11 protein-coding genes are annotated in these 11,117 nt (G+C 70.1%); 9 read left to right on the top strand and 2 right to left on the bottom strand.

What is annotated here, in order from left to right; genetic code table 11:
* Positions 1 to 151 precede the first annotated feature (151 nt).
* A complete protein-coding gene (locus tag ACWD2L_RS39545) occupies positions 152 to 1,228 on the bottom strand; it encodes a glycoside hydrolase family 6 protein (protein ID WP_351345764.1) in 1,077 nt (358 codons plus the stop codon).
* Positions 1,229 to 1,415: 187 nt separating this feature from the next.
* Between ACWD2L_RS39545 and ACWD2L_RS39540 the strand changes: the two genes are divergently transcribed.
* The 6 genes from ACWD2L_RS39540 to ACWD2L_RS39515 all read left to right on the top strand — a co-directional run bounded on the left by ACWD2L_RS39540 (position 1,416) and on the right by ACWD2L_RS39515 (position 7,079).
* On the top strand, positions 1,416 to 1,925 hold the full coding sequence (locus ACWD2L_RS39540; protein ID WP_351345767.1) for a MarR family winged helix-turn-helix transcriptional regulator: 510 nt from the start codon (positions 1,416 to 1,418) through the stop codon (positions 1,923 to 1,925).
* 72 nt (positions 1,926 to 1,997) lie between these two features.
* Positions 1,998 to 2,336: a DUF3817 domain-containing protein gene (locus tag ACWD2L_RS39535; RefSeq protein ID WP_351345770.1), complete on the top strand. Its 339-nt coding sequence runs from the start codon at positions 1,998 to 2,000 to the stop codon at positions 2,334 to 2,336.
* Between the two features lie 98 nt (positions 2,337 to 2,434).
* Positions 2,435 to 3,016 carry a sugar O-acetyltransferase gene (locus ACWD2L_RS39530; protein ID WP_351345773.1) on the top strand — a complete coding sequence of 194 codons (582 nt, stop codon included), beginning with the start codon at positions 2,435 to 2,437 and terminating at the stop codon, positions 3,014 to 3,016.
* Positions 3,017 to 3,029: 13 nt separating this feature from the next.
* A complete protein-coding gene (locus ACWD2L_RS39525; protein WP_351345776.1) occupies positions 3,030 to 3,596 on the top strand; it encodes a TetR/AcrR family transcriptional regulator in 567 nt (188 codons plus the stop codon).
* 126 nt (positions 3,597 to 3,722) lie between these two features.
* The gene (locus tag ACWD2L_RS39520; protein ID WP_351345779.1) at positions 3,723 to 5,423 is read left to right on the top strand and encodes an acyl-CoA mutase large subunit family protein; all 1,701 of its coding nucleotides are present in this window, start codon (positions 3,723 to 3,725) and stop codon (positions 5,421 to 5,423) included.
* 567 nt (positions 5,424 to 5,990) lie between these two features.
* Positions 5,991 to 7,079: an alpha/beta fold hydrolase gene (locus ACWD2L_RS39515; protein ID WP_351342865.1), complete on the top strand. Its 1,089-nt coding sequence runs from the start codon at positions 5,991 to 5,993 to the stop codon at positions 7,077 to 7,079.
* 22 nt (positions 7,080 to 7,101) lie between these two features.
* Here ACWD2L_RS39515 and ACWD2L_RS39510 read toward each other — a convergent pair whose 3' ends face one another.
* Positions 7,102 to 7,740, bottom strand: coding sequence for a TetR/AcrR family transcriptional regulator (locus ACWD2L_RS39510; RefSeq protein WP_351342867.1), 639 nt, complete (start codon positions 7,738 to 7,740; stop codon positions 7,102 to 7,104).
* Positions 7,741 to 8,065: 325 nt separating this feature from the next.
* On the opposite strand from ACWD2L_RS39510, the gene ACWD2L_RS39505 reads away from it, so the two are divergent.
* The 3 genes from ACWD2L_RS39505 (at position 8,066) to ACWD2L_RS39495 (ending at position 11,033) form a co-directional block, all read left to right on the top strand.
* Positions 8,066 to 9,040, top strand: coding sequence for a tetratricopeptide repeat protein (locus tag ACWD2L_RS39505; protein WP_351342868.1), 975 nt, complete (start codon positions 8,066 to 8,068; stop codon positions 9,038 to 9,040).
* Positions 9,041 to 9,692: 652 nt separating this feature from the next.
* Positions 9,693 to 10,310, top strand: a complete 618-nt coding sequence (locus tag ACWD2L_RS39500) for a DUF6230 family protein (RefSeq protein ID WP_351342870.1) — start codon at positions 9,693 to 9,695, stop codon at positions 10,308 to 10,310.
* 156 nt (positions 10,311 to 10,466) lie between these two features.
* Complete coding sequence (locus tag ACWD2L_RS39495; protein ID WP_351342872.1) at positions 10,467 to 11,033, top strand: DUF6114 domain-containing protein; 567 nt, start codon at positions 10,467 to 10,469, stop codon at positions 11,031 to 11,033.
* The last annotated feature ends 84 nt before the right edge of the window (positions 11,034 to 11,117 follow it).

Raw genomic sequence — 11,117 nt, 5'->3', positions numbered from 1 at the left:
CCTGAACCCGTCACCCATGACTACGCCCCCGTTTCACCAACCGGCGCCACTGTGCCGCCGGTTCGCGTATCAAGCCCCGCCGGCGATTGAGCAGGCTTTTCAAGCCCCTGCGGCGATTGAGCAGCGGGGTCCGGGGCGGAGCCCCGCGAGCTCAGCCCCGGGCCAGGCCCAGCGCGTAATCCGCCCACCACGTCCCAGCCGCCGGCCCACCGCGACACGTGCCGTCGGATTCGCCGGGCCGCTTCACCCACAGATTCGCGTCGATCAGGGCGTTGCCCGTACGCGTGCTCGGCGCGGAGCCAAGCGCCCGGCCCGGCGGATTGCACCACGCGTCACCCTGCCCGTCCCCATACGGCCCCGCGCCATTGCGACTCGTGTCGACGACGAAGTGCGCGCCGCCGAGCAGCCCGGAGAGCCGGCGGCCGTACGCCGCGCTGTCCTTGTCCGTCTGGAAGTTGGACACGTTCAGGGAGAAGCCGTCCGCCTTCCCGATCCCGGCCCGCCGCAACGGCTCCACCAGCTTCTTCGCGTCGGGGATCCAGGCGGGGTTGCCGGCGTCGACGTACACCTTGGTGTTCGGCTGCCGCTTGAGGCGGTCGATCGCCGACGACATCAGCGCGTACCGCTCGTCCTCGAACTGCTTCGGGGTGCAGCCGCTGACGATGTGTCCGATCGCGTCCGGTTCGAGGACGACGACGGCCTTCGCCCGCCCGATGCCGGAGGCGAACGCGTCGATCCACTGGTGGTAGAAGTCCGCGCTGTGCGCCCCGCCCGCCGAGTGCTGGCCGCAGTCGCGGTGCGGGATGTTGTACGCGACCAGGACCAGCGTCTTGTTCGCCTTCCTGGCCTGCGCGGCGGCCTCGGAGACCGGCGGGCGCGGATAGTCGCCCGGCGCCCACATCGCCTGTGGGCGTGCGGCGATGCGCTCGATCAGGGCGGCGTCGGAGCCTCGGCCCGCCCGCTTCCACTTCGCGACCTGGTCGGCGGCGTCGGAGTCCGGGTCGACCCAGAACGGCGAGGAGTCGGCCGCGGCGCCGGACGGGGCGGTCCGCTGCGCGGCCTCCGCGGCGGCGTCGCGGCCGCCACCGCCACTGCCCGCGCCGCCGCCCCCACCTCCACCACCGTCGGAGCAGCCGATGGCGACGGTGGACAGGAGGATCGCGGCACTGGTGAGCGCGAAGGTGCGAGTGGGGGTGCGGGTGGGCGTGTGTGCGGGTGGGACGGGCATCCTGCCCCCTGGTTCGGAGCGCGTACAGGGCGTACGAAGGCGTAGAAGAGCGTACGAAAGCGTAAATACCGGGCAATCGTTACACAGGGGTGTCGTTTCGCCGCGCATTAAGCGCCGCGGCAGGCGCCCGGGCCCAATGGTCGAGACGGGGCTGACCGTCATATGACCGCCCGGTAGGGTCGGGGGCGTGCCGAAGCCCCTCTCTCTCGCCTTCGATCCGATCGCCCGCGCCGACGAACTCTGGAAGCAGCGTTGGGGGTCCGTGCCGTCCATGGGCGCGATCACCTCGATCATGCGCGCGCACCAGATCCTGCTCGCCGAGGTCGACGCGGTCGTCAAGCCGTACGGGCTCACCTTCGCGCGCTACGAGGCGCTGGTCCTGCTCACCTTCTCCAAGGCGGGCGAGCTGCCCATGTCGAAGATCGGCGAGCGGCTCATGGTCCACCCCACGTCCGTGACGAACACGGTCGACCGGCTGGTGAAGTCCGGCCTCGTCGACAAGCGGCCCAACCCCAACGACGGGCGCGGCACGCTCGCCACCATCACGGACAAGGGCCGCGAGGCCGTCGACGCGGCCACCCGCGACCTCATGGCGATGGACTTCGGCCTCGGCGTGTACGACGCGGAGGAGTGCGGCGAGATCTTCGCGATGCTGCGGCCCCTGCGGGTGGCGGCGAGCGACTTCGCGGACGAGTGAGAACCGGCGGGTGAGACCCGGGCCACCCGGCCCGGCCGAAGATCGCGCAAAACGGGTGGTTACCCTCGACCCATGAAGAAATCCGTGCTGACCCGCTACCGCACGATGGCCTACGTGACCGGTGTGCTTCTGGTCCTCCTGTGCCTCGGCATGATCGCCAAGTACGCGTTCGGCATGGACGGCGCCGCGGACTTCACGCGCGTCATCGCCATCGCGCACGGCTGGTTGTACGTCGTCTATCTGGTCTTCGCCTTCGACCTGGGCTCCAAGGCCAAGTGGCCGCTCGGCAAGCAGCTGTGGGTGCTGATCGCCGGCACGATCCCGACCGCCGCCTTCTTCGTGGAGCGCAAGATCTCCGCCGAGCTCGAGGGCAAGGTCGCCGGCGGCGACGCGAAGCTCGCCAAGGCGTAACCGCAGCTCAGCGCGCGTATCCCTCCGTGGAGTGGATGCGCGCGTTCTCTGCGACCAGGAGTGTACGTTCGTACGCTCCTCGGTGTACGTTCGTCCGCATGCCCACGGACCACTTCGCCGACGACCCGCGCAGCAACCTGGAGCGGATGCTCGCCGGTGACCTCTACATCGCCGACGACCCGGAGATCGCCACCCGCCAGCAGCACGCCATGCGGCTCGCCGCCCGGTACGAGGACGCCTTCCTCGACGACCCCGGCAAGGCGGGCGAGGTGCTGACCGAGCTGCTCGGCTCCGTCGGTGAGGGCGTCGAGCTGCGGCCGCCGCTGTACGTCGACTACGGCAGCAACATCTCCATCGGCGCCCGCACCTTCGTCAACTACCGGCTGACCGCCCTCGACGTCGCCCGGATCACCATCGGCGAGGACTGCCAGATCGGCCCCGGCGTGCAACTCCTCACGCCCACCCACCCGGTGGAGCCCGGCCCGCGGCGCGACAAGCTGGAGGCCGCGCTGCCCATCACCATCGGCGACAACGTGTGGCTCGGTGGCGGCGTCATCGTCTGCCCCGGCGTGACCATCGGCGCCAACAGCGTGATCGGCGCGGGCGCGGTGGTCACCAAGGACGTACCGGCGAACGTCGTCGCGGTCGGCAACCCCGCCCGTCCCGTCCGCGAGATCTGAGGGGCGCGGGCACATGGCCACAGGGCAGGCGGACCCGCGCCGCCGTGAGCGCATTCTCGCGGCGACCCTCGACCACATCGCCGACGAGGGCGTCGCGGGGGTCTCGCACCGCAAGATCGCCGCGCGCGCCGGGGTGCCGCTCGGCTCGATGACGTACCACTTCGCGGGCATCGACGACCTGTTGCGCGAGGCCTTCACGGGGTTCGCCGACCACATCGTGGCCGTCTTCGAGCGCCACCTGGCGGGTGTCGGCACGCCGGACGAGGCGCGGGAGGCCGTCACCGAACTGATCCACGTGCTCTCCGAAGGTCCCCGGCGCGACCTGGTCCTCACCCAGGAGCTGTACACCCTCGCCGCCCGCCGCCCGGAGTACCGGGAGCTGACGCGGGCCTGGATGGCGCGCAGCAGGCAGCTGCTTGAGCGGCACTTCGACCCGGCCACGACCCGGCAGCTGGACGCGCTCATCGAGGGCCTCGCCCTGCACCGGGCCCTGGGCGAGGCCGGCCCCTACACCCGCGAACTGACCGCCGAGGCGGTGCGATGCCTCACGTCGGGCCGTTTGAGCCCCTGCGGCGATTGAGTAGCGGGGTCCGGGGCGGAGCCCCGAGGCGTCAACCACGGCACCGCCTGCTCAAACGCCGCAGGGGCTCAAACGGCTCGCCGTGGCCCATCGACATTTAGTAGGACGTCCAAGTAAATTTGGAGCATGGACGCTGACGCGATCGAGGAAGGCCGCCGACGCTGGCAGGCCCGTTACGACAAGGCCCGCAAGCGTGACGCGGACTTCACCACACTCTCCGGTGACCCGGTCGACCCCGTCTACGGGCCGCGGCCCGGGGACGCCTACGAGGGCTTCGAGCGGATCGGATGGCCGGGCGAGTACCCGTTCACCCGTGGCCTGTACCCGACCGGGTACCGGGGGCGGACGTGGACGATCCGCCAGTTCGCGGGGTTCGGCAACGCCGAGCAGACCAACGAGCGCTACAAGATGATCCTCCGCAACGGCGGCGGCGGTCTGTCCGTGGCCTTCGACATGCCCACGCTGATGGGGCGCGACTCCGACGACCCGCGCGCGCTCGGCGAGGTCGGGCACTGCGGTGTCGCGATCGACTCGGCGGCCGACATGGAGGTCCTCTTCAAGGACATCCCGCTGGGCGACGTCACGACGTCGATGACGATCAGCGGCCCCGCGGTCCCCGTCTTCTGCATGTACCTGGTGGCGGCCGAGCGGCAAGGAGTGGACCCCGCCGTGCTCAACGGCACGCTCCAGACCGACATCTTCAAGGAGTACATCGCGCAGAAGGAGTGGCTCTTCCAGCCCGAGCCGCATCTGCGCCTGATCGGCGACCTGATGGAACACTGCGCGCGGTCTATCCCCGCGTACAAGCCGCTCTCGGTCTCCGGCTATCACATCCGCGAGGCGGGCTCGACGGCCGCGCAGGAGCTGGCCTACACCCTCGCCGACGGCTTCGGCTATGTGGAACTGGGGCTGTCGCGCGGCATGGACGTGGACGTCTTCGCCCCCGGCCTCTCCTTCTTCTTCGACGCGCACGTGGACTTCTTCGAGGAGATCGCCAAGTTCCGCGCGGCGCGCCGCATTTGGGCCCGCTGGATGCGCGACGTGTACGGGGCGCGCAGCGAGAAGGCGCAGTGGCTGCGCTTCCACACGCAGACCGCGGGCGTCTCGCTGACGGCGCAGCAGCCGTACAACAACGTCGTCCGTACGGCGGTGGAGGCGCTGGCCGCGGTCCTCGGCGGCACCAACTCCCTGCACACGAACGCCCTCGACGAGACCCTCGCGCTGCCGAGCGAGCAGGCCGCCGAGATCGCGCTGCGTACTCAGCAGGTGCTGATGGAGGAGACCGGAGTCGGCAACGTCGCGGATCCGCTGGGCGGTTCCTGGTACGTGGAGCAGCTCACGGACCGGATCGAGGCCGACGCCGAGAAGATCTTCGACCAGATCAAGGAGCGCGGTCTGCGCGCCCACCCCGACGGGCAGCACCCCATCGGCCCCATCACCTCCGGCATCCTGCGCGGCATCGAGGACGGCTGGTTCACCGGCGAGATCGCCGAGTCGGCCTTCCGGTACCAGCAGTCCCTGGAGAAGGGCGACAAGAGGGTCGTCGGCGTCAATGTGGCGGAGGGGTCCGTCACGGGCGACCTGGAGATCCTGCGGGTCAGCCATGAGGTCGAGCGGGAGCAGGTGCGGGCGCTCGGCGGGCGCAAGTCGGGCCGGGACGACGCGGTGGTGCGGGTCGCCCTCGACCGGATGGTGGCGTCGGCACGGGACGGCTCGAACATGATCGCCCCTATGCTCGACGCGGTCCGGGCGGAGGCAACCCTCGGCGAAATCTGCGGGGTGCTCCGCGAGGAGTGGGGCGTGTACACGGAGCCGCCGGGCTTCTGAGGCCCGCCGGGGCGGGGCGCCTGCGCAGGTCGCGCGGCACCGGGCACCGATCTGCACCGTGGCCGACGCCCGCCGTCCTCGTTGCGCGGCACCGTGGCGCCGCCTTGCCCACCCTGCCGCCCAAGGCGGCAGATTGCCCAAGGCGGCGACGGCCCGCCGTCGCGGGCGGGTGAGCCGGCTACCGGTGGCAGATTACCCAAGGCGGTGGCGGCGCGTCGTCGCGGGCGGGGAGCCGTTCCGGCGGCGGATACCCAAGGCGGTTGTGGCACCCCGCGAGGCCGACGCCCCGGAGGGGGCAGGTGGGTGGGAGATGAGCGGGGGGCACGGCCGCCGCCCGCGGGAAGCCGGACAAAATCGCGCCCCTGGGGCGGCAGCCATCGCGTGCCCCTGCGGCGGGTGGGCAAAAATTAAGCCCCTGCGGCGATTGAGCAGCGGGGTACGGGGCGGAGCCCCGATCTTTTGAGGCCCGTCGGCGCTTGAGGTGCGGAGGGGTGATGACAGGTGTCACCAGGTCACCCCGGGGTAGGCGCGGACGCGTCAAGTGTCCGTGCATACCCAGGAGTCACCGTGCCACTGCCCGCGCCCAACCGCACCACAACCACCGTCGGCCTCGCCACCCTCACCCTCCTCGGCGGGATCGCCCTCGGCGCGGGCGCGGTGAGCGCGAGCCCACCCGCCGAGCCGAAGGTGCAGAACTCGTTCGACTCCCTCGGCGCGGACGTCCGCGCCGCCGACCTGTCCTCGGGCCGCACCGCGCACTACACGGACTCCGGCCCGGCCGACGGCACCCCCGTGCTCTACATCGGCGGCACCGGCACCAGCGCCCGCGCCGTCCACATGACCGACTTCATGCGCACCACCAGAGAGAACCTGGACCTCCGCATGATCACGGTCGAGCGCAACGGGTTCGGCGACACCGACTACGACCCGAAGCTCGGCAAGGCCGACTACGCCAAGGACGCCCTCGAAGTCCTCGACAAGCTCGGCGTGAAGAAGTTCAAGGTGATCGCGATATCCGGCGGCGGCCCGTACGCCGCCGAGATCGCCGCGAAGGCCCCGCAGCGGATCAGCGCCCTGCACCTCGGCGCCGCCCTGCCCCCGTACGGCGAGAAGTCCGCTTCCTGCGATCTGACGGACGACCAGATGGCGGCCGCCGTCAAGGACGAGATCAAGGACCCGCGCAAGTGGTGGGCCTTCCCCGACGACAGCCCGGTCAAGTCCATCCCCGGCTTCGCGGACACCGCGTACGAGGAGGGCGCGCGCACCTACAACCAGCGCGGCCAGCAGGCCGATCCGGCGCCGCAGGTGCACGAGCAGCGGCTTTACTGCGACCGTCCGGGACCCGACCTGTCCAAGCTGAAAGCGCCGGTGTTCCTCTACCACGGCGACAAGGACACGACCGTGCCCGCGAGCACGCTCAAGGCCTGGCGCGACAACCTTCCCGACACGGCGCCCGTGAAGACCCGTACGTACGCCGACTCCGGGCACGACGTCCAGTACCGCCACTGGGACCAGATCCTGGTCGACCTGGCGGGCCGCTCCGACCGCACGGTCGTCTGCCACGGCAAGCGGACGCGCGCGCTGCCGGCGGGCGAGGCGGACGCCCTGGTCACCAAGAAGCGCGCCACGCTGGGCAGTTGCGCCTGGAACAAGTAGGGCCCACCCGTAGCAGCACCCGCTAGTCGGTCGCGGCGGCCGCGAGCCCTCCCAGCAGGAGGGCCGTGAACCGCCGCACCCACTGCGCGTCGGCCGGCTCCGCGCTCACCAGGGTGCGGTGCACGACCGCCCCCGCCGCCACGTCGAAGATGAGATCCGCCATGGCCGCGGCGGCGGCCGGGTCGGGGGCCGACGGGAGTTCGCCGCGGCGCTCGGCCCGCGCCCGGCCCTCCAGTACGAGCCGCTTCTGGCGGTCGACGATCGACGTACGGATCCGGTCCCGCAGCGGGGCGTCGCGGGTCGACTCGGCGACCACGGCCATCAGCGCCGTCTTCGTCTCCGGCCGGCCCAGGATCGCCGCGAACTGCCGCACCACGCCCTCGACATCGGCGGCGAGCGAACCCCGGTCGGGCAGTTCGAGCTCGTCGAAGAGGACCGCGACCGCGTCCACGACGAGCTCGCTCTTGCCCGGCCAGCGGCGGTACAGCGTCGTCTTCGCGACACCCGCGCGCGTGGCCACGTCGCCGAGCGTCAGCTTCGACCAGCCGAGCTCCACGAGCGCTGCCCGGGTCGCCTCGAGAATCGCCTCGTCCGCCGCGGCGGAACGCGGACGCCCTGTCCGAACGTTGGGGGGAGTGGGGGACGGCGTGCGGCTCTGCATGGTCGTCGACCATACCGGCGGGTACGGCCGAAAGATCGCGTGAGGCAGATCACCGGGTGTTCGCCGGATCCCTGTTTCCGTGCTCCGGCCATGGCAGTTACGCTACGAGGCGTAGCGAAAGCTCGATCTCGTACGAGAGTCTCGGATCTGCACCCCGGGGCGGCCCGGACGAGCGGCAACCACAAGGCGCCGGGTGGGGACCCGGTGCCGAAAGCACACCAGGCCGAGTCCGTCCCGTGCCTCCAGATGCGTCTCGCATTCCGGCGGGAAGTGCACGGGGCAGGACCCGGCCCACAACCGTCCGCGGAAGGGGGAGACTGTACGCATGCAGCCACGGAACATGTCCATGAGCGGAGTCGTCGACCTCGCCGCGGTGAAGGCGGCCCAGGAGGCCAAGGCGAAGGCGGAGCAGGCGCGCGCCGAGCAGGCCCGCACGGGCGGGGGCGGCGCCGTGCCGCCTTCGAGCCTGGTCATCGACGTCGGTGAGGCGGACTTCGAGAGCGCCGTACTGCAGCGCTCCGCCGAGGTGCCCGTCGTCATCGACTTCTGGGCCGAGTGGTGCGAGCCCTGCAAGCAGCTGAGCCCGCTGCTCGAGCGGCTCGCCGCCGAGTACAGCGGCCGCTTCGTCCTCGCCAAGGTCGACGTCGACGCCAACCAGATGCTGATGCAGCAGTTCGGGGTCCAGGGGATCCCGGCCGTCTTCGCCGTTGTCGCGGGCCAGGCCCTGCCGCTCTTCCAGGGGGCCGCCCCCGAGGAGCAGATCCGCGGCACCCTCGACCAGTTGATCCAGGTCGCCGAGGAGCGCTTCGGGCTCACCGGCATCGCGGTCGACCCGGAAGCGGAGGGCCGGGCCCCGGTCGAGGAGGAGGAGCCCCCTGCGGGCCCCTACGACGCCCTTCTCGAAGCGGCCGTGCAGGCCCTGGACGCCGGCGACTTCGACGGCGCCGTGCAGGCCTACAAGAACGTGCTGTCCGACGACCCGGGCAACTCTGAGGCCAAGCTCGGCCTCGGTCAGGCGCAGCTCCTCCAGCGCGTGCAGGGGCTCGACCCGCAGCAGGTCCGCAAGGACGCCGCGGAGAAGCCCGCCGATGTGCCGGCGCAGATCGCGGCGGCCGACCTGGACCTGGTCGGCGGTCATGTCGAGGACTCCTTCGGGCGGCTCGTCGAGACGGTGGGGCGTACGGCAGGCGAGGACCGCGACGCGGCGCGTGTGCGACTGCTCGAACTGTTCGAGGTCGTGGGCGCCGACGATCCGCGCGTCACGACTGCGCGTACGGCTCTGGCCCGAGTTCTCTTCTGAGTCGTCAGTGACCAGTTGTTAAACGCTGCGGCTTGTGATGCCGGAGTGAAAATTCTGTCTACAGGGGCGCACAGCGGCCGCGTTTTGCCAAAACTTGGCAATCGCGGCCGCTGTTACTTGGAGTAAGTCGGACCCGATCTTCTGTCCGGTTCCATCCCGTATTCAACCCGTATGGCAACTCGCCCGACCGTACCCTGAGTTGTTGTTCGGTGCCGCTCCGTCGGTGTTCGGTTATCCGTCCGTTACCCGTGAGTAACGAACCCCCTTGTGTCTGCGCCGCGAATGCACCACGATCGGGCACGCTCGGTCCTCTCCCCACCGTCCGACAGCCAATCGCGCGGCGGGGTTTTTGGGTCCCCACCGGGTGGTCGACGGCGAACCAACGGGAGCGCCGGCGGTCTTGGACAGGGGGGTCTCAGCCGTTCGGCTGGGCCTGTCCGGCAGGTTGCGCGTGAAGGCTCAGGTGCGACCAGTGGTTGTCGCTCGGGGGTGATCGCCGGTGATCAGGGTGCGGACAAAGACACAGACCAAGCACTCCCGATGCGGGCGCTCTCCTTCCCGAGGACGTAGCACTTCTCCCATCCCTGCCCGGCTGAGCCGCCCCAAGTGGCTGTCAGGGCCGGAGATGTACGTCCGAGAAGGAGGAAAAGTCATGAATTCCATGATTCGTGGCGGAACCAGATGGAAGCGGTTCGCCGTAGTCATGGTGCCGAGCGTCGCGGCTACTGCCGCGATAGGCGTGGCCCTGTCCCAGGGTGCGCTCGCGGCATCGTTCAGTGTGTCGGGTCAGTCGTTCAAGGTGGCGGCGGACTCTCTCGACGGCAAGGGTTTCGTCCAGTACGGAGCCGTCGACTCCGGCAAGACGGGTAACCACCCGGTCGCCGTGGTCGGCATGAAGTCCGCGACGATCAACAACCTCTGCCAGTCGGTGGTTGTCCCCGTCCCGGTCTTCGGCGATGTCTCGATGAAGCTGTCGGCCGGTGCGGACAAGAGCGCCCCGGTCGAGGCCAAGACCCTCTACATCGACGCCGATGACCTGAAGGCCGACGCGACCTTCAAGAACATCGACATCGGTGTGGCGGCGGGTGACGCCAAGAAGGGCCCCGGTATCCACCAGGGCGACAAGGCCGACCCCAACGCGTTCGCCCAGCAGGCCGACTCGGTTCACTTCGAGAACGTCGAGCAGCGTGCGTGGGCCACCACGGCCGGCACCTTCAAGCTCTCCGGCCTCAAGATGAAGGTCCAGAAGGGCAAGCACGAGTGCTACTAGGCCCACAGGGCCCGTGTACGGGCCGGGGTCTTGGCACTTGATGTGCTGAACGGCCGGGCGCGGGGGCACTCGCAGTGACGTGAGGTCGTCCCCGTGCCCGTTTCCGGACAGCCACCATCACCACAGATCAACGCCTTTCCCGAGGAGCTGTACGACATGAGCGCCGAAGCGCACGAAGGACTGGGCTCCAAGCTTGGTCAGATGCGCCAATCGTTCCGAGGGTGGCGCGGTCAGCGCCCGTTCTGGGGCGGCCTGCTGTCAATCCTCGGCGGCCTCCCGATCATGTACTTCCCGTACGCGAACCTCGCGATCGGCAATATGACGATCAAGATGGCGACCACGGCCGGTGCCGGTTCGCTCATCATCGGCATCTTGCTGGTCGTGCTCGGCCTGACGATGTGGTTCCAGCCGCACTCCCGTGTGTTCGCGGGTGTCGCGGCGATTCTTCTCGCCCTGGTCTCCCTCGTGGTTTCGAACTTCGGCGGCTTCGTCATCGGTTTCCTGCTCTCCCTCGTCGGCGGTGGCCTCGGCATCGCCTGGGCGCCGGCCGAGCGGCAGGACGATTCGGCAGGGAAGGGCGGTGACCGCGCCACGTCCTCCCCGGACGAGGCGCCGGTCGTGCCGCCGGTTGCGGGAGCCACCTATCAGGTCGCGGGCGTGAACGACGACGTGTCAGGGACGAGCCCGAACAACGGGACGAACGGGAGGCACCGTGCCGGCTGATGAGGTGCACCACGAGGGCTCCGCGGAGCCCCGTGCGAGAACCGGGCCGCGGCATGCGGCGCGGCGGCATGCGGCACCAAAGAA

The organism is Streptomyces sp. NPDC002754, assembly GCF_053592315.1.
The sequence above is the reverse complement of the archived record's forward strand: the minus strand, read 5'-3'. Positions and strand labels throughout refer to the sequence as shown.

Bases quoted from the DNA above. Each gene is read 5' to 3' on its own strand.
- ACWD2L_RS39545 (WP_351345764.1), bottom strand. From the start codon at position 1,228: ATGCCCGTCCCACCCGCACACACGCCCACCCGCACCCCCACTCGCACC.
- ACWD2L_RS39535 (WP_351345770.1), top strand. From the start codon at position 1,998: ATGAAGAAATCCGTGCTGACCCGCTACCGCACGATGGCCTACGTGACC.
- ACWD2L_RS39530 (WP_351345773.1), top strand. From the start codon at position 2,435: ATGCCCACGGACCACTTCGCCGACGACCCGCGCAGCAACCTGGAGCGG.
- ACWD2L_RS39525 (WP_351345776.1), top strand. From the start codon at position 3,030: ATGGCCACAGGGCAGGCGGACCCGCGCCGCCGTGAGCGCATTCTCGCG.
- ACWD2L_RS39520 (WP_351345779.1), top strand. From the start codon at position 3,723: ATGGACGCTGACGCGATCGAGGAAGGCCGCCGACGCTGGCAGGCCCGT.
- ACWD2L_RS39510 (WP_351342867.1), bottom strand. From the start codon at position 7,740: ATGCAGAGCCGCACGCCGTCCCCCACTCCCCCCAACGTTCGGACAGGG.
- ACWD2L_RS39505 (WP_351342868.1), top strand. From the start codon at position 8,066: ATGCAGCCACGGAACATGTCCATGAGCGGAGTCGTCGACCTCGCCGCG.
- ACWD2L_RS39500 (WP_351342870.1), top strand. From the start codon at position 9,693: ATGAATTCCATGATTCGTGGCGGAACCAGATGGAAGCGGTTCGCCGTA.
- ACWD2L_RS39495 (WP_351342872.1), top strand. From the start codon at position 10,467: ATGAGCGCCGAAGCGCACGAAGGACTGGGCTCCAAGCTTGGTCAGATG.